This window comes from Micromonospora sp. NPDC005197 (assembly GCF_040608295.1).
Taxonomy (GTDB): Bacteria; Actinomycetota; Actinomycetes; order Mycobacteriales; family Micromonosporaceae; genus Micromonospora.
Genome location: NZ_JBEXHY010000040.1, coordinates 21,899 through 48,490 on the forward strand (window position 1 = coordinate 21,899; position 26,592 = coordinate 48,490).

At 72.1% G+C, this 26,592-nt stretch carries 25 protein-coding genes and 2 pseudogenes; 17 read left to right on the forward strand and 10 right to left on the reverse strand.

Features of this window, described 5'->3' with window-relative positions:
* Position 1 precedes the first annotated feature (1 nt).
* The 4 genes from ABZU46_RS15855 (at position 2) to ABZU46_RS15870 (ending at position 2,307) form a co-directional block, all read left to right on the forward strand.
* On the forward strand, positions 2 to 310 hold the full coding sequence (locus tag ABZU46_RS15855; protein WP_354858215.1) for a hypothetical protein: 309 nt from the start codon (positions 2 to 4) through the stop codon (positions 308 to 310).
* Between the two features lie 8 nt (positions 311 to 318).
* Positions 319 to 780 carry a hypothetical protein gene (locus ABZU46_RS15860; RefSeq protein WP_354858217.1) on the forward strand — a complete coding sequence of 154 codons (462 nt, stop codon included), beginning with the start codon at positions 319 to 321 and terminating at the stop codon, positions 778 to 780.
* A 252-nt stretch (positions 781 to 1,032) separates the two neighbouring features.
* Entirely contained in the window at positions 1,033 to 1,311 is a 279-nt protein-coding gene (locus ABZU46_RS15865; RefSeq protein WP_354858218.1) for a hypothetical protein, read from the forward strand.
* A 315-nt stretch (positions 1,312 to 1,626) separates the two neighbouring features.
* Complete coding sequence (locus ABZU46_RS15870) at positions 1,627 to 2,307, forward strand: lysophospholipid acyltransferase family protein (RefSeq protein ID WP_354858220.1); 681 nt, start codon at positions 1,627 to 1,629, stop codon at positions 2,305 to 2,307.
* Between the two features lie 49 nt (positions 2,308 to 2,356).
* Here the strand turns inward: ABZU46_RS15870 and ABZU46_RS15875 are convergent, their stop codons facing one another.
* On the reverse strand, positions 2,357 to 5,980 hold the full coding sequence (locus tag ABZU46_RS15875; RefSeq protein ID WP_354858222.1) for an adenylate/guanylate cyclase domain-containing protein: 3,624 nt from the start codon (positions 5,978 to 5,980) through the stop codon (positions 2,357 to 2,359).
* Positions 5,981 to 6,046: 66 nt separating this feature from the next.
* On the opposite strand from ABZU46_RS15875, the gene ABZU46_RS15880 reads away from it, so the two are divergent.
* Positions 6,047 to 6,244 (forward strand): hypothetical protein, encoded by a 198-nt coding sequence (locus ABZU46_RS15880; RefSeq protein WP_354858223.1) that lies wholly within the window; start codon positions 6,047 to 6,049, stop codon positions 6,242 to 6,244.
* Between the two features lie 162 nt (positions 6,245 to 6,406).
* On the opposite strand, the gene ABZU46_RS15885 is transcribed toward ABZU46_RS15880, so the two are convergent.
* The gene (locus tag ABZU46_RS15885; RefSeq protein WP_007463121.1) at positions 6,407 to 7,099 is read right to left on the reverse strand and encodes a Crp/Fnr family transcriptional regulator; all 693 of its coding nucleotides are present in this window, start codon (positions 7,097 to 7,099) and stop codon (positions 6,407 to 6,409) included.
* A 293-nt stretch (positions 7,100 to 7,392) separates the two neighbouring features.
* On the opposite strand from ABZU46_RS15885, the pseudogene ABZU46_RS15890 reads away from it, so the two are divergent.
* The 5 genes and pseudogenes from ABZU46_RS15890 to ABZU46_RS15910 all read left to right on the forward strand — a co-directional run.
* A pseudogene (locus ABZU46_RS15890) lies at positions 7,393 to 7,914 on the forward strand (polyadenylate-specific 3'-exoribonuclease AS); the annotation flags it as partial.
* Between the two features lie 54 nt (positions 7,915 to 7,968).
* A complete protein-coding gene (locus ABZU46_RS15895) occupies positions 7,969 to 8,472 on the forward strand; it encodes a pyridoxamine 5'-phosphate oxidase family protein (RefSeq protein WP_354858226.1) in 504 nt (167 codons plus the stop codon).
* Between the two features lie 157 nt (positions 8,473 to 8,629).
* Positions 8,630 to 9,658, forward strand: a complete 1,029-nt coding sequence (locus ABZU46_RS15900; RefSeq protein WP_354858266.1) for a 6-phosphofructokinase — start codon at positions 8,630 to 8,632, stop codon at positions 9,656 to 9,658.
* Positions 9,659 to 9,775: 117 nt separating this feature from the next.
* Positions 9,776 to 10,594 carry a pyrroline-5-carboxylate reductase gene (gene proC / locus ABZU46_RS15905; protein ID WP_354858227.1) on the forward strand — a complete coding sequence of 273 codons (819 nt, stop codon included), beginning with the start codon at positions 9,776 to 9,778 and terminating at the stop codon, positions 10,592 to 10,594.
* Between the two features lie 88 nt (positions 10,595 to 10,682).
* Positions 10,683 to 11,033, forward strand: coding sequence for a DUF2203 domain-containing protein (locus ABZU46_RS15910; protein WP_234586913.1), 351 nt, complete (start codon positions 10,683 to 10,685; stop codon positions 11,031 to 11,033).
* Between the two features lie 113 nt (positions 11,034 to 11,146).
* On the opposite strand, the gene ABZU46_RS15915 is transcribed toward ABZU46_RS15910, so the two are convergent.
* The 4 genes from ABZU46_RS15915 to ABZU46_RS15930 all read right to left on the reverse strand — a co-directional run bounded on the left by ABZU46_RS15915 (position 11,147) and on the right by ABZU46_RS15930 (position 14,145).
* Positions 11,147 to 11,818 carry a class F sortase gene (locus ABZU46_RS15915; protein ID WP_354858228.1) on the reverse strand — a complete coding sequence of 224 codons (672 nt, stop codon included), beginning with the start codon at positions 11,816 to 11,818 and terminating at the stop codon, positions 11,147 to 11,149.
* Positions 11,788 to 12,642, reverse strand: a complete 855-nt coding sequence (locus ABZU46_RS15920) for a DUF4397 domain-containing protein (protein WP_354858231.1) — start codon at positions 12,640 to 12,642, stop codon at positions 11,788 to 11,790. Before ABZU46_RS15920 ends, ABZU46_RS15915 begins: the two co-directional genes overlap by 31 nt.
* A gap of 533 nt (positions 12,643 to 13,175) precedes the next feature.
* Positions 13,176 to 13,841, reverse strand: a complete 666-nt coding sequence (locus tag ABZU46_RS15925; RefSeq protein ID WP_354858233.1) for a methyltransferase domain-containing protein — start codon at positions 13,839 to 13,841, stop codon at positions 13,176 to 13,178.
* 79 nt (positions 13,842 to 13,920) lie between these two features.
* Positions 13,921 to 14,145, reverse strand: coding sequence for a GntR family transcriptional regulator (locus ABZU46_RS15930; RefSeq protein WP_354858235.1), 225 nt, complete (start codon positions 14,143 to 14,145; stop codon positions 13,921 to 13,923).
* A gap of 233 nt (positions 14,146 to 14,378) precedes the next feature.
* Between ABZU46_RS15930 and ABZU46_RS15935 the strand changes: the two genes are divergently transcribed.
* Together ABZU46_RS15935 and ABZU46_RS15940 are read left to right on the forward strand one after the other, a co-directional pair.
* A complete protein-coding gene (locus tag ABZU46_RS15935) occupies positions 14,379 to 14,579 on the forward strand; it encodes a hypothetical protein (RefSeq protein WP_354858238.1) in 201 nt (66 codons plus the stop codon).
* A gap of 102 nt (positions 14,580 to 14,681) precedes the next feature.
* Positions 14,682 to 15,551: pseudogene (locus tag ABZU46_RS15940) on the forward strand (glycosyltransferase 87 family protein); the annotation flags it as partial.
* Positions 15,552 to 16,311: 760 nt separating this feature from the next.
* Here the strand turns inward: ABZU46_RS15940 and ABZU46_RS15945 are convergent.
* Both ABZU46_RS15945 and ABZU46_RS15950 read right to left on the reverse strand, forming a co-directional pair.
* Positions 16,312 to 16,986, reverse strand: coding sequence for an NAD(P)-binding domain-containing protein (locus tag ABZU46_RS15945; protein ID WP_354858240.1), 675 nt, complete (start codon positions 16,984 to 16,986; stop codon positions 16,312 to 16,314).
* A gap of 329 nt (positions 16,987 to 17,315) precedes the next feature.
* Positions 17,316 to 17,810, reverse strand: a complete 495-nt coding sequence (locus tag ABZU46_RS15950) for a glutathione peroxidase (RefSeq protein WP_354858242.1) — start codon at positions 17,808 to 17,810, stop codon at positions 17,316 to 17,318.
* Positions 17,811 to 17,986: 176 nt separating this feature from the next.
* On the opposite strand from ABZU46_RS15950, the gene ABZU46_RS15955 reads away from it, so the two are divergent.
* The 4 genes from ABZU46_RS15955 to ABZU46_RS15970 all read left to right on the forward strand — a co-directional run bounded on the left by ABZU46_RS15955 (position 17,987) and on the right by ABZU46_RS15970 (position 22,933).
* Positions 17,987 to 19,621 (forward strand): glycosyl hydrolase family 18 protein, encoded by a 1,635-nt coding sequence (locus ABZU46_RS15955; RefSeq protein ID WP_354858245.1) that lies wholly within the window; start codon positions 17,987 to 17,989, stop codon positions 19,619 to 19,621.
* 234 nt (positions 19,622 to 19,855) lie between these two features.
* A complete protein-coding gene (locus tag ABZU46_RS15960) occupies positions 19,856 to 20,368 on the forward strand; it encodes a nuclear transport factor 2 family protein (RefSeq protein WP_354858247.1) in 513 nt (170 codons plus the stop codon).
* Between the two features lie 91 nt (positions 20,369 to 20,459).
* On the forward strand, positions 20,460 to 21,866 hold the full coding sequence (locus tag ABZU46_RS15965; RefSeq protein ID WP_354858250.1) for a class II 3-deoxy-7-phosphoheptulonate synthase: 1,407 nt from the start codon (positions 20,460 to 20,462) through the stop codon (positions 21,864 to 21,866).
* 35 nt (positions 21,867 to 21,901) lie between these two features.
* Complete coding sequence (locus tag ABZU46_RS15970; RefSeq protein ID WP_354858251.1) at positions 21,902 to 22,933, forward strand: GntG family PLP-dependent aldolase; 1,032 nt, start codon at positions 21,902 to 21,904, stop codon at positions 22,931 to 22,933.
* A gap of 108 nt (positions 22,934 to 23,041) precedes the next feature.
* Here ABZU46_RS15970 and ABZU46_RS15975 read toward each other — a convergent pair whose 3' ends face one another.
* Positions 23,042 to 23,908: a deoxyribonuclease IV gene (locus tag ABZU46_RS15975; RefSeq protein WP_354858253.1), complete on the reverse strand. Its 867-nt coding sequence runs from the start codon at positions 23,906 to 23,908 to the stop codon at positions 23,042 to 23,044.
* On the reverse strand, positions 23,908 to 25,896 hold the full coding sequence (gene pknB / locus ABZU46_RS15980) for a Stk1 family PASTA domain-containing Ser/Thr kinase (RefSeq protein WP_354858255.1): 1,989 nt from the start codon (positions 25,894 to 25,896) through the stop codon (positions 23,908 to 23,910). Before pknB ends, ABZU46_RS15975 begins: the two co-directional genes overlap by 1 nt.
* A 201-nt stretch (positions 25,897 to 26,097) precedes the next feature.
* Here pknB and ABZU46_RS15985 point away from each other — a divergent pair, with 201 nt between their 5' ends.
* Positions 26,098 to 26,487 (forward strand): Rv2175c family DNA-binding protein, encoded by a 390-nt coding sequence (locus ABZU46_RS15985; RefSeq protein ID WP_354858258.1) that lies wholly within the window; start codon positions 26,098 to 26,100, stop codon positions 26,485 to 26,487.
* The last annotated feature ends 105 nt before the right edge of the window (positions 26,488 to 26,592 follow it).

Below are 26,592 nucleotides of genomic sequence, written 5' to 3' on the forward strand. Positions count from 1 at the left end.
CGTGACCGCTGAGGAGTACGAGGAGCCGGACGTCCCGCCGAGGTTCCAGACGTTCGCCGACCGTCACCATCTCGAATACCGGCAGACACCGCCCGGGATCGCGCTCTACCTGGGTCTGGGCTCGACCCTGCTGGGGTTGCTGTTCAGCACGGCACCGAAGATCCCCGACGACCGGATCCTCGGCTACCTGATGCTGGGCGGCGGCGGCATGCTTCTCGTGGCCTCCCGGGTGCTGCACCGGCGCATGCGCAGGCGCGAAGAGGAGCTGTACCGCGAGTTCCTACGGTGGAAGAGCGAGCGGGGCGAATAGGGGTGGGTATGGATCCGGCGCTGGCGGTGACACGCTGGCTGGCCGGTCCCGTCGCGAAGTTCCTCGACGCCGACGGTAAGACGCCCGAGGAGCGCCGCGCCGAGGTGATCGAGGAAGCGGGCCTGGCGGGTGAGGAGATCGAGGACGTCGCCCTGCGGCACATCGCCCGGGGTGCGGCCTGGTCCATCCTGTTCGGGATGGTGTTCGCCGCCGGCGTGCTGGTCCTCGTCCCGGTGTCCGCGTTCGCCGGCGAGCGGACGAAGGATCTGGTCTTCGACATCGTCGGCTGGGTGATCTTCTTTCCGTTCTGGATGGCGGCGGTGCACGGGGTGCGGATGTTGGTGAGCTGTTACCTGCCGGAGCGCTGGTGGGATCCGGGCAACCGTCTGTGGCGGGTGGCGCTGCTGGCCCAGACACCGGAGTACATCCTCGGCGTGCTGGCGACCGCGGCCGGCGCGCGGTGGTGGTGAGCGTCCGTCCGTTGTGGTCCGAGCGCCCGCTTCGTAGGCTCGTCGGCGACGACGGCGCTCCCGGGTTCCGGCGCGGTCGCGGGCCCACCACGGAAAGGACACCGGTGCTCTACTGGCTGCTGAAGTACGTTCTCCTCGGTCCGCTGCTCAAGCTGATCTTCCGCCCGCAGGTGGAGGGCCTCGCTTCTGGCGCGATCGCACCCGCGACTGAGCGGTGAAGCCCTGGAACACGTTCTGCGGGGTGCTGGACAAGTGGACCAGAGGCATGTCGCGAACCTCATGCAGGCAGACGTCCTACAGGCGGAGCTGGCAATGGTGAACTCGGGCGACTCGGGGCGAAGTCTGTCGGTGTTGGGGCTCATGCTCCTTTTCACCGTGATCCTGTTGCCCGGCATCGTGAGCGAGGGAGGTTGGCGTGCCTGGATCGCGGTGCCCTCCAGCGTCGGACTCGTCGTTGTCTTCCTGCGTGAACTCGCTGCTGTGATCCAACGACGACGGCATCGTCCTAAACCGGAGCGGCCGGACGCCTGACGGCGGACCGTGCTCAGCGGATGTCGGATTTGGTCGTGAGGCCGGGCACGTGTCTGGCCTCAGGACTAGGTCCGTCGTTTGCGGTGGCCAGCGTGGCTTCGCCGGGGGCCTTCCCGCCCTGCGGAATCTGACTGCGTCACGAACCGGGCCTGTCGAGTCCGGCACGGGCGGACCTTGATCGAGGCCCCGAGCACCTGACGAGATCGAAGCGGTCGTTCGTCCGTTGTGGGTAGAGCTGAGGCTTCGTAGGCTCGTCAGCGACGGCGGCGCTCCCGGGCATGGTGTTGTCGCGGGCACACCACGGAAAGGACACCGGTGCTCTACTGGCTGTTGAAATACGTGCTCCTCGGTCCGCTGCTCAAGCTGATCTTCCGCCCGCAGGTGGAGGGCCTGCGCAATGTGCCGGCGACCGGCCCGGTGATCCTGGCGAGCAACCACCTCTCCTTCTTCGACTCGATCTTCATCCCGTTGATCGTTGCGCGGAGGGTCACCTTCGTGGCCAAGGCGGAGTACTTCACCGGCAAGGGGATCAAGGGCTGGTTCATGAAGATGTTCTTCGTCGGCACCGGGACCATCCCGGTGGACCGCTCCGGCGGTCAGGCCGCCCGCGCCGCCCTGGACACCCAGTTGCGGGTGCTGCGCGCTCAAGGAGTGGCCGGCATCTACCCGGAGGGCACCCGCTCCCCGGACGGGCGGCTCTACCGGGGCAAGACCGGTGTGGCGCGGCTGGCCCTGGAGAGCGGCGCGGTGGTGGTGCCGGTGGCGATGCTCAACGCCGACGAACTCCAGCCGCCCGGCAGGCTCCTCCCACGGGTCGGCCAGGTGCGGGTCCGCTTCGGCGCGCCCCTGAACTTCTCCCGCTACGCGGGGTTGGCCGGCGACCGGTTCGTCGAGCGCGCGGTCACCGACGAGGTCATGTACGAGTTGATGGAGCTCTCCGGCCGGGAGTACGTCGACATCTACGCGCAGAAACTCAAGACGCCAGTCGCCGCCTGAGTCGGGTCAGCGGCTGAGGCTCCCTAGCCGCCGAGCCGGGTGAGCCTGCTCAACACGCGACCGCCGGCCCGGTCGGGCTGATCGGCCGGCCGGCCAGCGCCAGCAGGCCCGGGGCGTCGTTGCGCAGCGCGAACGTGCGGACCTCGGCTCGCGGCTCCCGGGCGCCCGCCGGGTCGCCGGCGCGGGTCAGCTCCGCCGCCGCCAGCGCCAGCGCCAGCACCCGGTCGCTGACGTCCGGGATCCGCCCGTACGTCTCGGCGGCGGCCAGGTGCAGCTCGGCCGCCCGCCGGTGGTCGCCGTCGGCCGCCGCCACCGCCGCCGTCACCGTCCGCAGCGCCGCCTCCGACCACGGCGTGCGATGCCCGACCCGGTCCAGCATCGCCCGGACCCGCACGGCGGTGTCCCGCCCGGCCAGGGCGGCGGCGTACGCGGCGGCGGCGATCCACTCCCCGCTGGCCAGCGCCGGCACCGCCGACCAGGACCGGTCCAGCTCGTCGATCAGCTCCGCCGCCTCGGCGTCGCGGCCCTGCAGTGCCCGGCACAGCGCCGCCATGCTCAGCATCGTCCACCGCAGGCGGTGGAAGCCGCTGCGCCGCGCGGTGGTCAGCGCGTCGGCCAGGTCGGCCGGATCCTCGTCGTCGCGGAGCACCAGCAGACAGCAGCGCAACCCCCGTACCTGCATGTCCCAGCTGCCGGTCGGCGTGTCCACGAACGCCTCCGCCGCGGCGAGCAACCGGCCGAAGTCACCCTCGAACCAGGCCCGCATCGCCTCCGCCGAATAGCTGGTGGTCAGCGTCTGGCCGCTGGCCGTACGCGCCGGCGCGGCCGAGAGCAGGGCGTTCGAGCGCAGCCAGTCGCCCTCCTCGCGGATGGCCCAGGCCAGGTTCTGGGTGGCCCGGGGCAGCGCGAGCAGCTGACCGGCGCGGCCGAACTCGACGATCGCGTGCAGCTCGTCCAGGCCGACCCGGTCACCGGCCTGGTAGCGGGCGGTGGCCGCGGTGATCCGCGCGTTGGTGCGCGTCTCGGTCAGGCCCAGCCGCTCCGCGATCTCCGCCGCGGTGTCCGCCGCCGACACGGCCGGGTCGCGCTCGTAGTTGAGCATGTGCAGGCGGCCCAGCTCGGCGTACGCGTCGGCCTTCTGCGGGCTGTCCGGCAACGGCTCGAACAACTGGACCGCGCGATCCAGGCAGGCCAGGGCGTCGCCCCGGTCGGCGCGCAGCCAGGCCGCCTGACCGAGCAGCGTCCACGCCCGTGCGGCGCACGCGTCGTCGCCGTGCGCCGACAGCCGGTCCGCCAGCGCGTGCACCTGCTCCGGTCCGCCGCCGGAGAGGAACGCGTTGCCGTCGCGGTAGAACGAGATCTCCGTGCTGAGCAGCTCCAGTTGGAGCCGCCCCACCGGGTCGCTGTCGTCGGCCAGGCCCAGCGCCCGACCCGCGTGGCTCGCCGCCGCGTCCAGCCCGTGCAGGGCGTACGCCCGGCGGGCCGCCCGGTGCAGCGCCTGCCGCGCCGGCCCCGCGTACCGGCGGACCGGCATACCGAGCGAGCGGGCGATCTCGTGGGCCGCCCAGCGGTGGTGGGCGAGCACCTCCGCCAGGTCGGTGTCGCGGCTGTGCGACAGCGCGTCGAGCCAGTCCGCGGCCCGCTCGTGCCGGGCCACCCGCTCGGTGCGCGGCAGCCGCTGGTAGCAGACGTCGCGCACCAGCACGTGCCGGAACCGGAACTCCGCCTGCCCCGCCATCGTTGACGCGGCCTGCTCGTGCACGAAGTCGCGCTGCTCCAGCCGGCGCAGCGCACGCTCGACCGACTCGACCGGCTGCCCCAGCGCGGCGGCCACCGCGCCCGGCCAGAACTGCACCCCGACCACCGAGGCCGCCAGCAGCACCGAGCGGTCCTTGGCGTCCAGCAGGTCCACCCGGTTGGCGATCACCGCGTGCACGCTCTCCGGCATGGTCAGTTCGAGCTGCTTGTCCAGCGACCAGCCCCGCCCGGACTGGCGCAGCGCGCCCTGTTCGATGAGCATCCGGACGTACTCGTGCGCGTAGAGCGGGTTGCCGCCGGCCACCTCGATGAGCGGGGTCAGCATGTCGGCGGAGAACGCCGCCTGGCCGAACAGGTGCGCGTACAGGGCGGCGATGCCGGTGTCGCGCAGCGGCGGCAGGGTGATGGTTACCGAGCCGGTGATGGTCCCGGCCCAGCTCGGGTCCCGGTCGACCAGTTCCGGGCGGGCGGTGCAGAGCAGCAGCAGCGGCGCCTCGCGGGCCGCCGCCCCGAGCAGTTCCACGAAGCGCAGCATCGCGTCGTCGGCCCAGTGCAGGTCCTCGAAGACCAGCACGGTGGGGCGGCGGGCGGCCAACGCCAGCAGGAACCGTCGCCACGACGACTCGGCCTCCTCCGCCGGCAGCGGCGTGCCGGGCAGCCCGACCAGCGGGCGCAGGGCGTCCACCACCCGGTCCCGCTCGCCCGGACCGATCAGCTCGCTCACGGCGGCGGCCAGCCGCTGCGCCGCACTGGCGGCCGGGTCGGTGTCCAGGATGCCGGCCTCGGTCTTGACGATGTCGGCCAGCGCGGCGAACGTGACGTTCTCCCCGAACGGCGGGCAGCGCCCCGTCCGCCACGTCAGCGGCTCGTCGACCAGCCGGCCCGTGTGCCGGTACAGCTCGCGCAGCAGCCGGCTCTTGCCGATGCCGGCCCGGCCGAAGATCGTCACCACCTGCGGCAGCCGGTCGCGCAGCGACCGGTGCAGGGCGTTGACCAGCATGCCCAGCTCGTGCTCGCGGTCGACCAGCGGCGTGGTGTCCGGCTCCCGGTCGGTCGGCAGGCGGCGCAGCGGCGACAGCGCGAGCCACACCTCGGTCGGCGACGACCGGCCGCGCAAAGTGACCGGGGGCTGCTCCTCGTAGCGGATCGTGTCCCTGGTCAGCGCGTGCGTGGTGCCGCACACCAGCACCCCGCCCGGTGGTGCGACCGACTGCATCCGGGAGGCGGTGTTCACCACGTCGCCGGCCACGATCGCCTGCCCGCCGTCGCGGGCGGCCGCCACGTCGACAAGGGCCTCCCCGGTGGCCACCCCCACCCGGAACCGCATCTCGGTGCTGCCGGTCGGCGCGAACCGGGTGAGCACCCGTTGCAGCTCCAGCCCGGCCCGGACGCAGCGCAGCGCGTCGGTCTCGGTGGCGATCGGGGCGCCGAACAGTGCCATCACCGCGTCGCCGATGTACTTCTCCACCACCCCGCCGTACTGGCCGACGACCCGGCGGGCCGCGGAGAAGAAGCCGGTCTGCATGCCGCGGACCTGCTCCGGGTCGGCCCGCTCGACGTACGGGGTGAAGTCGATGAGGTCGACGAAGAGCACGCTCACCCGGCGGCGATCCTCCTGCGGCGCGACGGCGACCGGCCGGTCCGCGCCCGGCCGGGGCGACCCGCACGACGTGCAGAACGTGACGTCCGAGGCGAGGGGGCGCAGGCAGTGCGGGCAGACGGCACCGAGCTCGGCACCGCAGCCACCGCAGAAGCGGTCACCGTCGGCGGCCGTGCGTCCACAGCGCCCACACTGCGCGGCGATGACACACCCTCCATGGCGATCCGGGCCGACGCCCCCCGTCGTCCCGTCACAGGGAGTATCACCGCCCGCGCGGCTGTCAGGTACCGGCCTGTTGGCTTGTGGACAGTCCACCAAGGGTCCGACGGACTACATTCAGTCCGCCACATCTTCGATCAGCGACCAGAGGGGGACAGGTCAATGGTGTACGTCAAGCTGGAGAGCGACTGGACCGACGGCAACGGGGTCAACCACTCCGCGGGCGAGTCGGTGGACGTCGACGCCGCCACGCTCGCCACGCTCCAGGCCGAGGGCATCGTCAGCGAGCAGTCCCACGGCCCGGGCGGCGACGGCAAGGGCCCGGACAAGTGGGCCGGCCCGGGCAGCTCCGGAGTCTGAACCACGCGTCGGTGACGCGACGACACGGCCGGGCCGCCCACGGGTGACCCGGCCGTGTCGTGTCGAGGTGCGCGGCCCGTCGACGCGGCTCAGCGGTCGTTCAGGCCGGTGCGGCGGAGGTGCGGCTCAGCGGTCGTTCATGCCGGCACCGCGGCGGCGCACTCAGCGGTCGTTCATGCCGGCGCGGCGGCGCAGCGCGGCCACGTCGGTGACCACGATCCGGCGCCCCTCGGTCCGCAGCCAGCCCCGGCTGGCGAAGGAGCCGATGGCCTGGTTGACGCTCTGCCGGGAACCGCCGGCCATCTCGGCGAGCTGGCTCTGGTTGAGCTCGATCGTGATCATCGGGGCCTGGCTCTCGCCGGCCAGCCGGACCAGTGTCTTGGCGACCCGGCCGGGCAGGTCGAGGAAGACGTGGTCGGCGTTCTGCTCGGTGAGCCGACGGATCAGGCCGCCCAGCGAGCGCATCACCGCGTCCAGGATGCGCGGATTGGAGTGCACCAGTTCCATGAACGCGCCCCGGGAGAGCGCGAGCGCCGCGCAGTCCTCGATGGCCTCGGCCGACGCGGACCGGGTGGAGGCGTCGAGCAGGGAGACCTCGCCGAGCACGTCCGGCGGACGGATCACCGACAGCACCGCCCGCTCGCCGGTCGGCGCGGTGCGGAAGACGGCGACCGCGCCGCGGCGCAGCACGATCAGCGACTCGCCCGGGTCGTTCTCCACGAAGAGCAACTGACCCTTGCGGTAGGTGCGCGGGACGGCGGCCGCGATGACGCGCTGGCGCACCTCGGGCTCCAACCCGGCGAACATCTCGACACCCGTGAGCGCGTCACCCGGCTCCGGCAGGCGCATCTCCACGGCCCAACCCCTCCCGGTCATGGACCACACAATCGCTCACCGGGTGAACCTGATGGCCCTGACAAGGTGAACTGACACCGATTCGGCGTCCGGTAGCGGTACACATCAGATCATGACGGTCCGGTCGCTTGCTGTACACCCCTCGAAGCACTTCCGTGACCGTCGCGAGCTGCGGCGTACTCCCTGCGCCGGCTCCCGGTCGCAGGTCGGCGCTGGTCCGCGACGGACCGGCCGTGGGTCGCACCCGGGCCCCGCCGGGCGCCGCCGGCCGGCCGTGGGCGAGGATGGCCGGAATGGTCTACCGCTATTTCTACGACTGCGAGTTCATCGAGGACGGCCGGATCGTCGACCTCGTGTCGATCGGCGTCGTCGACGAGTACGGCCGCGAGTTCTACGCGGTCTCCACCGAGTTCGACGACTCCCGTGCCGTGCCCTGGGTCCGGCGCAACGTGCTGGACCGGCTGCCGTCTCCGGCGGACCGGGCCTGGCGTTCGCGGGAGCGCATCCGTGACGACCTGTACGACTTCCTCATGGAGCCGGTTCGGGACCGGCCGGGGGAGCAGCTGGAGCTGTGGGCCTGGTACGCGGCGTACGACCATGTGGTCCTCGCCCAGCTCTGGGGGGCGATGCCGGCGCTGCCCCGGGAGATCCCCCGGTTCACCAAGGACCTGCGGCAGCTCTGGGACGACCGGGGCCGGCCGACCCTGCCGGACGCGGACGCGGCCCGGCACGACGCCCTGGTCGACGCCCGGCACAACCTGGCCCGTTGGCGGGCGATGACGGCACGCTGACCGGTCGTCGTACCTTTGCAGGTTTGACCGGTTCTGTCCCGGGCAACGGTTCGACCAGTCGAGCCGAGGGAGACTGCCATGAGCAACGATCCGACCAGCGTCGCCGAGGCCCGGACGCGGGTCACCGAGCTGGTCCGCGCCGCACGGATCTGCATGCTCACCACGATCGCGCTGGACGGGCGGCAGGTGAGCCGGCCGATGGGGCTGCAGGAAGCCGAGTTCGACGGCGACCTGTGGTTCTTCGCCTACGCAGACTCCGCCAAGGTGCGCCAGATCCGGGTGAACCCGGAGGTCAACGTCGCCTTCTCGGACCAGAAGCACAACGCCTGGGTGTCGGTCTCGGGCACCGCCAATGAGGGCTTCGACGCCGAGCGCGCCCGGCGGCTGTGGAACCCGGTGCTCAGGACCTGGTTCCCGGACGGGCTGGACACGCCCGGCCTGACGCTGATCAAGGTGCACGCCAGCTCCGCCGAGTACTGGGACTCGCCGAGCAGCACCGTGGTCAATCTGCTCGGGTTCGCGAAGGCCGCCGTCACCGGCCACCCGCCGGCGACCGGCGAGAACCGCGAGGTGACCTACTGACCCGCCGCCCCCGGGGCGCGCTGTCGTCGCGCAGGTAGGCCGACTACAGTTCGCAGTGACGGCCCGCCCCGGGCCGGCAATGGCGCCGATGGTCTGACTTGACACATACCTGGGGCATATCGGGCTTTACCTGATGCTCCAGGAGGATGAGCGGATCATGCGTATCGGCGTGCTCACCGGCGGCGGCGACTGCCCAGGTCTCAACGCGGTCATCCGGGCGGTGGTCCGCAAGGGCGTCGCCACCTACGGTCACGAGTTCGTGGGCTTCCGGGACGGTTGGAAGGGCCCGCTGGAGGGTCTGTCCCGTCCCCTGGGCATCGCGGACGTCCGCGGCATCCTGCCCCGTGGCGGCACCATCCTCGGTTCGTCCCGGACCAACCCGTTCAAGATCGAGAACGGCGTCGAGCGGATCAAGGACAACCTCGCCAGCCAGGGCGTGGACGCGCTGATCGCGATCGGCGGCGAGGACACCCTCGGCGTGGCCACCAAGCTCTACGAGCTGGGCGTGCACGTCGTCGGCGTGCCGAAGACGATCGACAACGACCTCGGCGCCACCGACTACACCTTCGGCTTCGACACCGCGGTCAACATCGCGATGGAGGCCATCGATCGGCTGCACACCACCGCGGAGAGCCACCACCGCACCCTGGTCGTCGAGGTGATGGGCCGGCACGCCGGCTGGATCGCCCTGCACGCCGGCCTGGCCGGCGGCGCCAACGTGATCCTGCTGCCCGAGCGGCAGTTCGACGTCGACCAGGTCGCCGGCTACGTCGAGAAGCGCTTCCAGCACCAGTACGCCCCGATCGTCGTAGTCGCCGAGGGCGCCCAGCCGCTCGACGGTCAGATGGTGCTCGCCAACCAGGAGCTGGACTCGTTCGGCCACGTCCGCCTCGGCGGCATCGGCCAGTGGCTGGCCGAGCAGCTGGAGGCCAAGACCGGCAAGGAGGCCCGCACCGTGGTGCTGGGCCACATCCAGCGCGGTGGCACCCCGACCGCCTTCGACCGGGTGCTCGCCACCCGTCTGGGCCTGCAGGCCATCGACGCGGTCAACGACGGCGACTGGGGCAAGATGGTCGCGATGCAGAGCACCGACATCGTCCGGGTGCCCCTCGCGGAGGCCACCCGCGAGCTGAAGACCGTGCCGCTGGAGCGGTACGCCGAGGCCGAGGTCTTCTTCGGCAGCTGATCGACGGTAGGCGGCGCGGCGGGCCACGGGGCCGGCCGCGCCGCGACCCGACGTTCGGCGGCGTATCGGGCCCACCGCCCGCCACGCCGCGACCCGACGCGAGGGGGTACGGCCGAGATGTCAGCCGAGGTGCACACGGTCGCGGTGATCGGCGCGGGCAAGATCGGTGAGCTGATGCTCTCCGGGCTGCTGCGCTCCGGATGGCCGGTGGAGCGGCTGCTCGCCACCGCCCGCCGACCGGCCCGCGCCGAGGAGTTGACCGCCCGCTACGGCGTCCGGGTGGTCGACAACCTGGCCGCCGTCGACGAGGCGGCCGTGCTCGCGGTCTCGGTCAAGCCACAGGACGCCGCCGCGCTGCTGGACGAGATCGGCCCCAAGGTGCCCGCCGACAAGCTGGTCATCTCGCTCTGCGCCGGCCTGCCCACCAGCTTCTTCAACCGCCGACTGCCCGACGGCACCCCGGTGGTCCGCGTCATGACCAACACCCCGGCGCTGGTCGACCAGGCGATGACGGCCATCTCGGCGGGCGCGTACGCCACCGGGGAACACCTCGCCCTGGCCGAGGAGATGTTCAAGCCCCTCGGCCAGACGATCCGGGTGCCCGAGTCCCAGCAGGACGCGGTCACGGCGCTCTCCGGCTCCGGCCCGGCCTACTTCTACCTGCTGGTCGAAGCCATGATCGACGCCGGGATCCTGCTCGGACTGCCCCGGCAGGTGGCGCACGAGCTGATCGTGCAGACCGCGATCGGCTCCGCCGTGATGCTGCGCGACTCCGGCGAGCACCCGGTCAAGCTGCGCGAGGCGGTCACGTCGCCGGCCGGCACCACCATCTCCGCGATCCGCGAGCTGGAGAAGCACGGCGTACGCGCGGCGCTGCTCGCCGCGCTGGAGGCCGCCCGGGACCGCGCCCGCGAACTGGCCGCCCAGGCCGACTGACGATCGCCGAGCGGCCCGTACCGCCGACCGACATGTCGCGCGACTCGCGGGGGCATGCGCGACCCGGCATGTGCCGCATACTGGCGACGTGTTCACACTCGCCCAGGCCCGGCACCTGGTGGCCACCCTGCAGCCGCGTGTCGACGAGCTGATCCGGCTCCGCGCCGACCTCGCCGAGCTGCGCGTCGACCTGGCCGACCACGGCGTCAGCGCGCTCGGCGGGCTGGCCGAGGTGAAGGGGCTGGAGGCCCGGCTGCACGCCGTCGTCGAGGAGCTGCACCAGCACGAGATCCAGGTCAAGGGCATCGCGCCGGTGCTGCTCGACTTCCCCGGCGAGCGGGCCGGCCGTGCGGTGCTCTGGTGCTGGCTGGAGGGCGACTCCGACGTGCGCTGGTACCACCGCGCCGAGTGCGGCTTCGCCGGCCGCCGCCCGGTCTGACGCCGGCCCGCCCGGTCTGACGCCGGCCCCGCCAGGCGGTGATCGACTCGGGATCCGGGAATCCGGGGCATCGGGCCGAGCCGGACACCCCGACATCCCGCAAGCCGAGTTGATCAGCCGTCGGCGACCGCGAACACCACCACGTTGTCCCGGTAGTGCCCGCGCCGCCGGTCGAAGTCGCCCCCGCAGGTGACGAGACGCAGCTCCGCCCCGGGCGTCGGGCCGTAGACCACGGCCGTCGGGAACCGGTCCTTGCGGGTACGCAGCGACCCGGTCACCCGGAACGACAGCCACCGCCCGCCGCGCCACACCTGGACCCGGTCACCCGGACGCAGCTCATCGAGCCGGGCGAAGACCGCCGGGCCGCTGCGCGAGTCCAGATGCCCGGCGAGCACGGCCGGGCCGGTGTCGCCGGGTGCCGGGCCGCCGCCGTACCAGCCGGCCGTGTCGAACTCGGTCGGCGGAACGAGGACGCCGGCGCGGTCCAGGCCCAGCACCGTGAGCGCCGAGTCGACGTCGATGCGCGGCACGCGTACCCGCGTGGGTGGACCCTGTGGTCGCGGCGGCGCGGCCACGGACGGGCAGCCGTCGGCGCAGCCGGGGTGCCAGCTCGCGGCCGGCGGCGGCGGGCCGGTCGTCGCCAGCCCGACCCCGGTGCCGGCGGCCAGGCAGACCGCCGCGCCGGCCGCGACCAGCGCGGCCAGCGGCGCCCGGCGGTCGCGGTGGCGTCGGATCGCGGCGGCGGGCCCGATGCTCACCAGGTCGTGCGCCGCCGCCGGCGCCACAGGAGCAGGCTCGCCGCGCCGGCCGCCGCGGCCAACCCGCCGGCCACCAGGGGGTACGCGCCGAACCCTGCGTCGGACGTGCCGCCCGCGCCGGTGTCCACACCGCCGGCCGGTACGACAGTGCCGCCCTCGGCGTCGCGGCGCAGCTCGGCCGTGAGCCCGCCCTGCTTGTCGTCGAGCACCAGCAGCGAGTAGACCGCTCCGCCGGTGAGCCGCACCTCCGCGTCGGTGCTCGGGCCGCCCGCGCCGGTGAGTCGCAGCTTCCAGGTGCCCGGCTCGACCTGCTGGTAGTCCGTGGTGGTGGCGAACTGCACGCCGTCGGCGATCGTCGGCCCGTCGGCGGCGGCCACGTCGAGGACGGGCGTCCGCACCGACGCCTGCACGACGCGCACCTTGGCCCGGCCCTGCCTGGGAGCGCTCAGATCGTCGGTGAGCACCCGCAGCCCCAGGTCGGCGTGCCGACCGACACCGGCCACCGTGTACGCGCCACCACTGGTCACCGCTACCTCGGTGGTGAGCACCGGCGGCTCGCTGGCGGGCGTGCCGGCCTCGCGCATCGCCACCGCGTACCGGCCCGGAGGGAGCTGGAGGTAGTCGGAGACCACGCCGTAGCCGACGCCCGGGAACACTCGCGGCTTCGCGGCGTCGGGGGCGGCCAGGTAGACGTCGACGGCCGGGGTGTCGGGTGAGAGGTGGGCGAGCCGGACGTATCCGACGGTGTCCGCGCTGGCCGGGCCCGCAGCGGCGGCGGCGAGGGCGGTGCCGAGCAGGAGCGCGCCAGCGCCGGCCAGCAGTCGGCGGGACGTGGTACGGAGCGTGTGCATATCGCCTCCGGAAGGCACGTTCGGTGAGCGGGCGGCAACCCACGGACAGAGTCCCGTGTATGGGACTCCGGCGCAAGTTTTGCGTGCAATGTTTCTTCTGCCGCGTTGCCCGTGCCGCGTTGCCCGTGCCGCGTTGCCCGTGCCGCGTTGCCCGTGCCGCGCTGTCCGTGCCGCGCTGTCCGCGAGATCGCTGCCCGCGAGATCGTGCTCGATCCAGGATGTAGTGGTCTCGCGTCGGGAGGATGCCACTACATCCAGGTCAACACCGTTGCGTTTGGCGGAACGGCTGTTCGTCGACCGGCACTGCCTCGCCGATCATGGAGTTGTGGTGGGCCACAAAACGCCCGTACCCTGCCAAGGCAGGCACCACAATTCCATGATCGCCGGGGCTTGATCTACCAAGAGTCTTGTTATCCAGCACGGGTTGACCCCGCCGGCCACAGCCCTAACGCAACAGTGTTGACATCCAGGTTCGAGGGCGATCTTGCCGCTTCGCGAGGGAGATCCCGACTCTGGACGCGGGGTTGGTGCCGCTACCGCACCGCGAGGAAGCCGAACAGGTCCGGCACGCCTAGAGAGGTGGACTCGACGAACCGGACCGGTCGGAGGCCGGCGGCCACTGTCGCGTTGAGCAGGTCGGCGAGCGGCACGTGCCAGGCGCCGACCCGGACCCGGACGCCGTCGGTGTTCCAGCTGTCGAAGCTGCGTGACCGGTCCGCGTAGCGCTCGTCGACGACGACGCTCGGGCGCCGGCCCCAGTCGGCGAACGCGCCCACGAAGCACGGGTGCACGCCCACGTGCACGAACCGCCCGCCCGGGCGCAGCACCCGGCCGACCTCACGCAGCACGCCCGGGTAGTCGGGCACGTCGGTGCTGGACAGGACGCACATCGCGGCGGGCAGTGAGGCGTCGGCGATCGGCAGGGCGGTCGCGTCCCCCCGGGCCGCCGGCAGTCGCCCGCGCGCGTGCCGCAACTGCCCGCCGGACAGGTCCACACCCACCGGTGTCCAGCCCAGGTCGCCAGGCACGGACGCGTGCGCGCCGGTGCCGCAGCAGATGTCGAGGCAGGGCCCCGCACCCGTGCCGAGCAGGTCGGCCACGGTCGCGTGCACCCTCCGGAGATAGTCGCCACCGCCCGAGATGAAGCCCTCGTACCAGTCCGCGTGAGCGTCGTACGCCGGTGTGCCCGTCGCTTCCATCCACCGATGCTAGGGACGCACGCCTGGCGCGTGGTCCCCGTTCTTCCGAGGGCAGACGCGGTCGGACCCTCGCAGCCGACTACTCCGCTTCGGCGACGAAGACGCCCTGCCCCTGTTGGCCGTAGACCAGGTTTCGTTGGTGCAGTTCGCGTACGGCCCGGTAGGCGGTCGACCGTGCCACGTTGTAGATCTCGCCAATTTCCGAGACCGAGGGCAGTTGATGGCCGGGCGGGTACTCCCCGGAGTTGATTCTGCGCGCGATGTCGTCGGCGACGCGAAGGTAGTGCGGTGGCCTGGTAGGCATGATCGGCTCTCCTGGACTTCAGCGAAGATCATGCTTCCAGCCGGGACCTGGGCAGGACAAGTGACGACGCGACTCGACTGAGCACAGTGAGAACATGACTACAGTGAGACAGCGGTCGGACGCTTCTGGACTTCAGCACCCCGAGGTTTTCGATCCATCCACCCTGGAGGGCGCGACGCATGGCCTCCGCCCTCCAGGGCTGGCATCTCGTGACCTCGGGAAAGGTGCGGACGATGGCGATCGACGAGCCGGTGTCCAGGGCGACCGAACTCTTCATGGCGGAGCGGGTCCTCGACGCGCACTGGTCCCGAGCGCGTGATCGGCCCTGGCAGACAGGCGGCTGCCTGGAGTGTCAAGGTCATCACGATTGTCCGCAGTTGGACTGGGCTCTCGGAATCGTGGCGGACGTCGCGTCGGTGCTATTCCAGAAATAGCGCCTGTGCCAGACGGTCGAGGTCGTGCTCGTCGGCGTTGGACTGCGCGGCCAACGGTCGACGGGACCTTCGCTCGGCCTTGCGTTCGCCTATTCTCGGGCGATGCGGGATCGCCGGGTGGCGCTGGCGTGGGCGGCGTTCGGCGTCGTCGCGCTGGTGTCCTGTGTGCTCGTGCTCAGGCGCGGCGACCGGCTCAGCGACCTGCACATCTACTACGGCGCACTGTCCGATCTGCACGCCGGCCGGCCGCTGTACGAGTACCGCGCCCGAAACGGCGGGCCGTTCACCTATCCGCCGTTCGCAGCCCTGGTGCTGGGCCCGATCACCGCCGTCAGCGAGGGCGTACTCCAGGGCGTCTGGCTGGTGGCGACGTGCGCGGCGGTCGTCGCCATCGCCGGCCTGGTCGGCGTCGCGCTGAGCACCGATCGGTCGCACCGCCCGCTGCTCGTCGCGGTGGCCGCCACGGTGCTGATGCTCTCGGCGCCGGTGCAGAGCAACCTGCGTTTCGGGCAGGTCAGCATTTTCATCGTGTTGCTGGCATTGCTGGACGGGATGGGCGTCGTCCCACCCCGGCTGCGCGGGGTGCTCGTCGGGGTGGCCGCGGCGATCAAGCTGACCCCGCTGCTGTTCGTCGCGTACTTCCTCGCGACCGGGCGCTACCGCGACGCCGGCCGCGCGGTGGCGACGCGCGGAGCCTGTGCCGGGCTGGTGGCGGTCGTGCTGCCCGGCGAGAGCTGGACTTACTGGACCCAGGCGGTCCGGCAGACCTCGCGGATCGGCAACCTGGCCTCGCTGGGCAACCAGTCGGTGCACGGGATGCTGTTGCGCCTCGGGGTCGACGAGGGGGCGCTGCCCGTGCTCTGGGCCGGGCTGGTGGCGGTGATCTGCGGGGCGGCGCTCCTGCGCGCCCGGCAGTTGGCCGGGCAGGGCCGCCCCGGGCACGCGGCGGTCCTCGTCGGCTGCGCCACGGTGGCCGCGTCCCCGGTGTCCTGGACCCACCATCAGGTGTGGCCGGTGCTCGCCGCGATGCTGCTGGTCGGCGCGTCCGGCATCACCCAGCGGGTGGCCGGTGCCGCGTTGCTCGCCGCCATGGTCGTCTCGCTGGGCGCGGTCCTCGGCCCGGTGTCGACGCGGCCGGGCGTGCAGTTCCTGTTCGAGAACGCCCGTGCCGTCGGCGTGTGCCTGCTGTGCCTGGCCGGCTTCGGTGGTGTCGCGGTCGCGACCGCCCGGAGCAACCGGCGATCCGCCGCCGGCCGGGCCTGGCTGCGGGTGGGCGTCTCGGCCGCGGTGGCACTCGCCTTCTTCGCCGTGCAACCGCTGCCCGCAGGAGCGGACCCGACGTTCAAGGCGTACGCCCTCGGCGACGTCGTCAATCCGCGGTATTTCTTCGTCTGTCGAAGCCCGGCCGAGTGCGCCGCCTATGCCACCGACGCGCCGGTCACCTTCGGCACCCGGGCGGAGAAGACGAAGGTCCGGGTCAACGGTGTGGTCTCCGCGCAGGTGGCCCGGCTGGCGTACTACTCCGCCCCGGGGGGGAGCGCCCCGGGACATTCCCCTGCTGGCGGCCTACCCCGGTACGCGGACGTTCTCGTTCCGGTCGGCGAGCATGGCGCAGGGCCGACTCGTCGCGTACGCCGTGGACGGCCAGCCCATCGCCAGCTACGACGACGAACTCGCCGCCGCCCTGGAAACGGCCACCCGGTAGGCGGTCGTCCCAGGACGGCGGCGGTGCTCAGCGGGTGGCGGCGGCCAGCGCGGCGCGCAGCTTCTCGGCGTCAGCCGGTGCGGGGCGCTGCCAGTCGGTCGGCGTGGCGGAGTAGGGCAAGCCGTACGCCGGGGTGTCCGGCTGGTAACGCCACCCCTCGGCGAGCGGGCCGACATCGACCGCGTCATAACCGATCCGGTCCAGGAAGGCGGTCACCTCGGCCTTCGCGGCGGCGTCGTCACCGGCGATCGCGAGCGCGCTGCGGTCGGCCGCCCCGGACGGCCGGGGGAGCTCGGCGAGGGCCTTGAAGTAGATGTTGTTGAAGACCTTGACGACCCGCGAGTCCGGTAGGTGCCGCTGGAGGAGTTCGCTGCTGGTGATCTTGCCGGCGTCCAACTCCGGGAAGGCGCCGTCACGCTCCGGGTAGTAGTTGTTGGTGTCGATGACGACCTTGCCGGCCAGCGGCTGCGCGGGCACCGCCCGGTACGCCTTGAGTGGCACGCTGACCACCACCAGGTCGCCGACCTGCGCCGCGTCCTGCGCCGTGGCGGCGCTGGCCCGCTCGCCCAGCTCGTCGACCAGGTCGGTGAGCGTCTCCGGCCCGCGCGAGTTGCTCAGTACCACGTCGTAGCCGGCGGCCACCGCCAGCCGGGCCACCGTGCCGCCGATGTGGCCGCTGCCGATCAGTCCCACAGTTGTCATGCTTCTTCCCAACTTCGTCCACCCACGACGCATTCCCGACCGGCACGGTGGGTTATTCCGGTTGACCGACGCCGAGCGGCTGCGCGGCCGGCCGGCGTGTGCCGGCGCGGACGCCTGGCTGCGCCGCGAGCCGGTTCTGCACAACGTACTGCGCACGCCCGTCGCTGACCGGCCCCGCGGAAATGTGCCACCCGACGGTGGTCGGTCCGTGCGACGCCGCCGACCCCCCGCACCTGGTGATCAAGAGGTTTGCGTCAGGTGGAGGCTCCCCGCTGACGCAAACCTCTTGATCACCGCGGGCGGGTCAGGGGGGTGGGAGGTGGGTGGGGTCAGGCGGGGGTGGGGAGGGTTTTTTCGATCGCCGCGCGGAGGTCTTCGGAGTCGGGTTCGACCGTGGGGGCGAAGCGGGCGGCGACCGTGCCGTCCGGGGTCACCAGGAACTTCTCGAAGTTCCAGCGGACGTCCCCGGTGTGTCCGTCGGCGTCCGGAGTGTCCACCAGCGCGGCGTAGAGCGGGTGCCGGTCGGGCCCGTTCACGTCGACCTTCTCGGTCAGCGGAAAAGTCACCCCGTAGTTGACCTGGCAGAAGTCGCTGATCTCGGCGGCGGTGCCCGGCTCCTGCCCGGCGAACTGGTTGCACGGCACGCCCAGCACCACCAGGCCACGCTCGGCGTAGGTGTCGGCGAGGGTCTGGAGGCCGGCGTACTGCGGGGTGAGGCCGCACCGGGAGGCGACGTTGACCACCAGCAGCGCCCGGCCCCGGTACTGGGCGAGGTCGGCGGGCCCGCCGCTGAGGGCGTCGATCGGGATGTCGAAGACGGTCATGGGCCCGAGGCTACGCGCCGGCCCGCGACCCCCGACCGCTGACCGGCGGCTCGGTGCGGGCGCAGTCCACGCACCAGAAGAAATCGAAACATGGACATCTTGACGAACTGATGACGGCGTGAGTACCGTCTCACCATCTCTTTTGGAAAGTTTCCTAACAGTTCGGGAGACGCCTTATGAAAAGATCGCTCCGCCGGGCCCTCTGGGCCGGTGCCGTGGTCGCCGTGACCGTCGCGGCGGTGCCGATGACGACCGCGTTCGGTGCCGGCTCGGTCACCACCACGTTCGCCAAGGCGCAGGACTGGGGGACCGGTCACGAGACGAAGGTGACCGTGACCAACGGCTCCAGCGCCACGGTCGCCACCTGGCGCATCGAGTTCGACCTGCCGTCAGGCACCACCATCAGCAGCGCGTGGGACGCCGACGTCACGAGCAGCGGCAACCACTACGTCGCCGTCAAGAAGAGCTGGGCCGGCAGCCTCGCGCCCGGCGCCTCGTTCAGCTGGGGCTACAACGGCACCGGCGCCTACAAGGCGCCGCTGAACTGCACCGTCAACGGCGCACCGTGCGGCGGTGGCACCCCGACCACCCCGCCGACCACCACCGCGCCGCCCACCACGGCCCCACCCACCACGGCGCCGCCCACCACCGCTCCGCCCACCACGGCGCCCCCGACCACCACCCCGCCGAACACGGGCGGCAAGAAGGTCGTCGGCTACTTCGCCGAGTGGGGCGTCTACGGCCGCAACTACCACGTCAAGAACATCCAGACCAGCGGCTCGGCCGCCAAGCTGACCCACATCCTGTACGCCTTCGGCAACACCACGGGCGGTCGCTGCACCATCGGTGACAGCTACGCCGACTACGACAAGGCGTACACGGCGGCGGAGAGCGTGGACGGCGTCGCCGACACCTGGGACCAGCCGCTGCGCGGCAGCTTCAACCAGCTGCGCAAGCTCAAGCAGCTGAACCCGCACCTCAAGGTGATCTGGTCGTTCGGCGGCTGGACCTGGTCCGGCGGCTTCACCCAGGCCGCCCAGAACCCGGCCGCGTTCGCCGAGAGCTGCTACAACCTGGTCGAGGACCCGCGCTGGGCGGACGTCTTCGACGGCATCGACGTCGACTGGGAGTACCCGAACGCCTGCGGCCTGACCTGTGACACCAGCGGCCCCAACGCGTTCAAGAACGTGATCGGCGCCCTGCGGTCGAAGTTCGGGTCCAGCGCCCTGGTCACCGCCGCGATCACCGCGGACGGCAGCAACGGCGGCAAGATCGACGCCACCGACTACGCCGGTGCCATCGGCAACCTCAACTGGCTCATGCCGATGACGTACGACTACTTCGGCGCCTTCAACGCCCAGGGCCCGACGGCGCCGCACTCGCCGCTCACCTCGTACACCGGCATTCCGCAGCAGGGCTTCAACTCCGACGCGGCGATCCAGAAGCTCAAGAGCAAGGGCATCCCGGCCAACAAGCTGCTGCTCGGCATCGGCTTCTACGGTCGGGGCTGGACGGGCGTCACGCAGGCCGCGCCGGGCGGCAGCGCCACCGGCGCGGCGCCGGGCACCTACGAGGCGGGCATCGAGGACTACAAGGTCCTCAAGAACACCTGCCCGGCCACCGGCACGATCGCCGGCACCGCGTACGCCAAGTGCGGCAGCAACTGGTGGAGCTACGACACCCCGTCGACCATCAACGGCAAGATGACGTACGCGAACAACCAGGGCCTCGGTGGCGCGTTCTTCTGGGAGCTCTCCGGCGACACCAGCAACGGCGAGCTCATCGGCGCCATCAAGGGCGGCCTCGGCTGAGCCGACGGTCGACGCACCACCCACACGGCGGGGAGGGGCCCGCACCGCCTCTCCCCGCCCGTGCCGTACCGGCCCGGTCGACGCCCAGCGTCGGCCGGGCCGCCGGCGTGGGGCGGGTCGGCCGGGCCGTCGGCCTTAGGCGGGTCGGCCGGGCCGCCGGCCTTGGGCAGGTCGGGCCCGATGTGGCAGACTCGCGGCTCGGCACGTCTCGATTCCCCGTCGACGGAGGTGGTCATGCGCCCGATCCACCGCAGGCTGGCGGCGGCCGCCACCGGGCTGGTGCTGCTCCCGGCCGCCCTGGTCGGCTGCGGGATCGGCGGCGGTGACGAGGGCGAGTCGACCGCCAAGCCCGAGCGTGCCCCCGCCGAGGAGGCCGGCACCCGGTCCCGCGAGCGCGTGCAGGCGTACCTCGACGCGATGACCGCCAAGGACGTCGCCGCCGGCCGCAGCCAGCTCTGCGAGCTGCTGCACGAAGGGTTCGACCTGGCCGCCACCGGCCCGAACGGCGACTTCGCCGACCACTTCGAGGTGCCCGAGGCGGCCATCACCGACGTCCGGTCCGGCCCGCGCGGCCAGGAGGTCAGCGTCTCGGTCTCGGTCACCGCCGGAAAGAGCAAGGTCACCCGCCCGCTGGTGTTCACCGTCACCCGCGACGGCGGCGACTGGTGCATCGCCGGGGAGGCGCCGGGCGGTAACCCCGCCGCCAGCCCGTCGCCGAACGGGGTCGGCGCCTCACCGGTGTCCTGACTGACCGACATCGGTGGGATTGATCTCCCATCTGCCGGAACCGTCCCCCTCGCCGCTCGGGTACGCCCACGGTCGCCGTACGCTTTCTCTCATGCGCCATGAGTGGCATCAGCTGAGCCATCCCGCGGTAGGCAGCCCGGGCCTGCAGACCAGCCGTCCGACAGTCGACTCCGCCGAGGACGCCGCCCTCGGTCTGGACCGCTGGCGGGAGCTGCCCCGCGAGCAGACCCCACCGTGGTCCGATCCGGCCGCCGTCGCCGAGGTCTGCAAGGTGCTCGACACCGTGCCGTCGGTCGTCGCGCCCTACGAGGTGGACCAGCTCCGGCAGAAGCTGGCCCTGGTCTGCGAGGGCAAGGCGTTCCTGCTCCAGGGCGGTGACTGCGCCGAGACCTTCGTCGACAACACAGAGAGCCACCTGCTGGCCAACGCCCGCACCCTGCTCCAGATGGCGATCGTGCTCACCTACGGCGCGTCGCTGCCGGTGGTCAAGGTCGCCCGGGTCGCCGGCCAGTACACCAAGCCCCGCTCGCTGCCCACCGACGCGCGTGGCCTGCCCGCCTACCGCGGCGACATGATCAACTCGCTGGAGGCCGACCCGGCCGCCCGCGTCGCCGACCCGCAGCGCATGATCCGGGCGTACGCCAACTCGGCCGCCGCGATGAACATGCTGCGGGCGTACCTCGCCGGTGGGCTCGCCGACCTGCACGCGGTGCACGACTGGAACAAGGGCTTCGTGAAGACCTCCCCGGCGGGGGAGCGCTACGAGGCGATCGCCCGGGAGATCGACCGGGCGCTGGCCTTCATCCGGGCCTGCGGGATGACCGACGACGAGGCGCTGCGGACCGTCACCCTCTACTGCTCCCACGAGGCCCTCGCCCTGGAGTACGACCGGGCGCTCACCCGGGTCTCCGACCGCCGGGCGTACGGGCTGTCCGGGCACTTCCTCTGGGTCGGCGAGCGCACCCGGCAGATCACCGGCGCGCACATCGACTTCATCTCCCGGATCGCCAACCCGATCGGCGTCAAGCTCGGCCCGACCACGTCCCCGGACGAGGCGATCGAGCTGTGCGAGAAGCTCAACCCGGACAACATCCCCGGCCGGCTCACCCTGATCAGCCGGATGGGCAACCACCGGGTCCGCGACGCCCTGCCGCCGATCGTGGCCAAGGTCACGGCCTCCGGCGCCAAGGTGGTCTGGCAGTGCGACCCGATGCACGGCAACACCCACGAGTCGTCCAACGGCTACAAGACCCGGCACTTCGACCGGATCGTCGACGAGGTGCTCGGCTACTTCGAGGTGCACCGTGGCCTGGACACCCACCCCGGCGGCCTGCACGTCGAGTTGACCGGTGAGGACGTCACCGAGTGTCTCGGCGGCGCCCAGGGCATCGAGGACCTCGACCTGCCCGACCGGTACGAGACCGCCTGCGATCCTCGGCTGAACACCCAGCAGTCGCTGGAGCTGGCCTTCCTCGTGGCGGAGATGCTGCGTGGCTGACGCGGGCCCCGCAGTCGACGGACGAAGGGATGATCATGGCTGACGCGTTCGTGGACCTGCGTTCCGACACGGTGACCCGGCCGACCGCCGGGATGCGGGAGGCGATGGCCGCCGCCGAGGTCGGTGACGACGTCTACGGCGAGGATCCCACCGTGAACGCGCTGGAGGCGGAGGTCGCCGCGCTGTTCGGGCACGAGGCGGCGCTCTTCGCCCCGAGTGGGTCGATGGCCAACCAGATCGCCCTGCAACTGCTGGTGTCGCCCGGCGACGAGCTGCTCTGCGACGCCGACGCGCACCTCGTCACGTACGAGATCGGCGCCGCGGCCGCGTACGGCGGGATCTCCTCGCGGACCTGGCCCGCTGTCGGCGCGGACATCGACCCGGAGCTGGTCGCCCGGATGATCCGTCTGGACGGCTACTTCGCCGTGCCCACCCGCGCGATCGCCGTCGAGCAGACCCACAACCGGGGCGGTGGCGGGGTTATCCCGCTGGCCACCCTGCGGGAGCTGCGCGGTGTCGCCGACGACGCGGGGGTGGCGCTGCACTGCGACGGCGCCCGGATCTGGCACGCGCACGTCGCCGACGGGGTGCCCCTGACCGAGTACGGCCGGCTCTTCGACACGCTGTCCGTCTGCCTCTCCAAGGGGCTCGGCGCGCCGGTCGGCTCGCTGGTGGTGGGCAGCGCGGAGAAGATCGAACGGGCCCGGCTGATCCGCAAGCGGATGGGCGGCGGCATGCGCCAGGCCGGCATCCTCGCCGCCGCCGGCCGGTACGCCCTCGCGCACCACGTCGACCGGCTGGCCGAGGACCACGCGAGGGCGGCCCGGCTCGCCGAGGCGGTCGCGCCGTTCGGGGTGCTCGCCACAGCGGTCCGCACCAACCTCGTCCCGCTGGACCTGACCAAGCACGCGCTGGACGCCCGCGCTCTGGCCGCCGCCGCACGCGCGGAGGGCGTACTGGTCTCGGTGCTCGGCCCCCGTACCGCCCGCCTGGTCACCCACCTGGGCGTCGACGACACCGCGATCGACCGAGCGGCCACCGCCCTGACCAAGATCCTGGCCGCCTGACCCACCCCTTGTTGATCAAGAGCTTTGCGTCATCCGGAGACCGGATTCTGACGCAAAGCTCTTGATCACCCCGGAGGGCCCGGGGCCGGGTGGGGTGCGGGTGGGGGGTTAGGGGTTCAGGCGGTTGAGGGTTGCTATGTCGGCGGTGTGGCCGAGCTGCTTCTCGCTGGGGGTTTCCACCACCACGGGGACACCGGCGGTGGCCGGATGGGCCATCAGCTCCGCAAAGGCCGGCTCGCCGATGGTGCCCTTGCCGATGTTCTCGTGCCGGTCCCGGGTCGAGCCGCACAGATCCTTCGAGTCGTTGGCGTGCACCAGCCGCAACCGGTCGGGCCCCACGGTGGCCACCAGCGTGTCCAGGGTCGCGGTCATCCCGCCCTCGGCGGCCAGGTCGTGACCGGCGGCCCAGGCGTGGCAGGTGTCGAAGCAGACCCCGAGCATGGGATGCCGGTCCACCGTGTCGAGGTAGGGCCCGAGCTGCTCCACGCGGGAGGCGAGCGAGCGGCCGCCACCGGCGCTCGGCTCGACCAGCAGCATCGGCCCACCGGCCTCGGCGGCCCAGTCGAGCAGGGGCAACAGCTCCCGACGGACCTGCCGCATCGCCGCCTCGGCGTACCCCTCGTCGACCGCGCTGCCGGCGTGGAACACCACCGCCCGCGCGCCGATCGCCACACCCCGGCGCAGCGCGTGCGCCAGCGTCTGCGCCGACTTCTCGACCGTGGCCGGCGTGGGTGAGCCCAGGTTGACCAGCAGCGAGGCGTGGATGAACGCGGGGATGCCCCGCTCGGCGCAGCCCTCGCGGAACAGCGCGTCCTGCGCCGGGTCACCCGGAGGTAGCGCCCAGCCTCGCGAGTTGGAGACGTACACCTGCACGGCCTCGGCGCCGGTCGCGTCGACGTACGGCAGGGCGGCCTTCGCCAACCCCCCGGAGGTCGGAGTGTGCGCGCCCACCGGCCGCGAACGAAGCGTCGGCATCAGAAACACGTGATGGTGACCGGGGTGCCCGGGGGCACCTGTGAATTCTCGCCCGGGGCCTGGATCCGGACCGTGGCGTTCGGGTTGAACGCGACGGTCACCGGGTAGCCCTGGCTCTCCAGCAACTGCTTGGCCTGCGGGCAGGGCAGGTCGATCACCCGGGGCACGACGACCAGCGGCGGACCCTTGCTGATCTCCAGCTTGACCTGGGTGCCCTTCTCCACGCCCGCGCCGTCGGCCGGACTCTGGCTGAGAATCTCGTCCTTGGGTTTGTCGGAGTCCTTGAAGGTCTCCACCGGCACCAGGCCAAGCCCGCTCAGGGTGGCCCGCGCATCGGTGAGGCTCTTGCCGACCAGGTTCGGCACCGACACCGGCGCCCGGCCTCGGCTCAGGATGAGGGTGATCTTCGTGCCCGGCTTGACCTCGGCCCCCACCTTCGGGGAGCTGTCCAGGACGACGCCGGCCGGCAGGGTGTCGTCGTAACGGGGGGTGCCCTTGGCCACCACCAGTTTGACGTTGACCAGATCGGCCTCGGCCAGCTCGTACTCCTTGCCGATCACGTCCGGTACCGGGAAGCGCTCCGGACCCAGCGAGAGGGTCAGGGTGATCGTGCCACCCTTGACGATCTTGCTGGCCGAGGCCGGGTCCTGCCCGAGCACGCTGTCCTTCGGAGCCTTCTCGTCGTAGCGCGGCTCCCCGTACGCCAGGGTCAGGCCGGCGCGTTCGGCCTGGGCCTGCGCGTCGGTCTTGCTCAGGCTGACCAGCTGCGGGGCGGACGTGTAGCGGCCGACACCGAACCACCAGCCGCCCAGCGCGGCCACCAGGCCCAGCGTCACCACCACGGCGGCGACGGCCAGCCGGCCCTGCGGATTGCCCAGCACCGTGGTGCGCAGCGCCGCGAGCCGGGCTCCCAGACCCTCCGACGGCTCCGGTGCGGCCCGCCGCCGGCCCGGCCCCTGACTGGCGCCCTCCGGCAGCCGGGCCCAGGTCGGCCGTTCGGCCGGGCGGACCGTGGCGACCATCATGGTCGGCTGGGAGACCGGCGGCTCGTCCGTCACCCGACGCAGCACGGCGGTGCTGGTGCTGTTGACGTCACCCAGGCGGTCCCGGGCGACCTGAACCTCGGCCAGCAGCGCGCCGGCGTCGGCGGGCCGGGCGGCGGGATCACGCCGGGTGGCCCGCTGGACCAGAGCGTCGAGGGCCGACGGCAGGCCGGGCACCAGCGTCGAGGGCGCGGGCACATCCCGGTCGACGTGCTGCCAGGCCACGTCCACCGGACGGTCCCCGTCGTACGGCACCCGGCCGGTGAGCATCTCGAACAGCACGATGCCGGCGGAGTAGACGTCGGTGCGCGGGTCGGCCCGACCCTCGGTGACCAACTCCGGGGCGACGTACGCCACGGTGGCCATCAGTTGGTTGCCCTGCTCCTCGTCGGCGCTGGCCTCGACCGCGCGGGCCAACCCGAAGTCGGCCACCTTGACGACGCTGTCCACCAGGTTGGCGACGCCGCCGGTGGGTGCCTCGGCGACCAGCACGTTCTCCGGTTTGACATCGCGGTGCACGAGGCCGGCCCGGTGCGCGGCGGCGATCGCGGCGAGCATCTGCTCGGCGATGGCCAGCACCTCGTCCGGGTTGAGCCGGCGTCGCTCAGCCAGCACGTCGCGCAGCGTACGGCCGCGGACGTACTCCATCACCAGATACGGCAGACCGGCGTGGGTGCCCTGGTCGTAGACCGCGACGACGTTCGGGTGGGTCAGCCGGGCGATGGTCTTCGCCTCGTCGGTGAACCGGGCCACGAAGTTGGCGATCCGGGCCCGAGCCTCGGGCGCCTGGGTCGGGTGGATGATCTTGACTGCGACGGTGCGCTCGAGGCGTTCGTCGGTGGCGGTGTACACGGTCGCCATGCCGCCACGGGCCACGCGACCGCGAATGCGGTAGCGCCCGTCGATCAGCGAGCCCAGCAACGTGTCGGCGACCTGTGTGTCCATCGGCAGGGAGTCTATGTGTCCAGGGGGTGGGAGTTGAACAGGATGCTACAGCCCGGAGTCGTCCCTGGTCCGTCCCGTCGTGATCGCCACCTCGGTGGTGGCCCTGATCCGCTGCTCACCGACGGTGCCCGTCGGCGGGCGCGGACTGGCCGTGCGGGGTGCCGGTGGCCCTCGCCGGCCGCGGCGTGGCAGGGTGATCGGGTGACCGAATCCGTACCCGACCAGGCCGTACCCGGCCCCGAGCTCGCCGGCCCCACCGACCCGGCGGGCTGGCTCGCCCTGCCCGACGTCGCCGAGCGGCTCGACGTGTCGATCAGCAAGGTGCACCAGATGATCCGCGACCGGGAGCTGTTGGCGGTCCGCCGCGACGGCATCCGCCGGATACCCGCGGAGCTGGTGGCCAACGAGACAGTTCTCAAGCACCTGCCCGGCGTGCTCAACCTGCTCGCCGACAACGGCTACGACGACGAGGCGGCGCTGCGCTGGCTCTACGAGCCGGACGACACGCTTCCCGGCAACACCCCGGCCGCGGCCCTCTCCGGCGACCAGGCCCGCGAGGTCAAGCGCCGAGCCCAGGCCCTGGGCTTCTAGACGACTCCCGGGCCTCCAGATCCACCGTCGATCATGAAGTTGTTTTGGCGCAAGGCCCCCGGCGGGTGGGCGCGGAGTTTTTTGGTTTCGCGGGGGGGGTCGGGG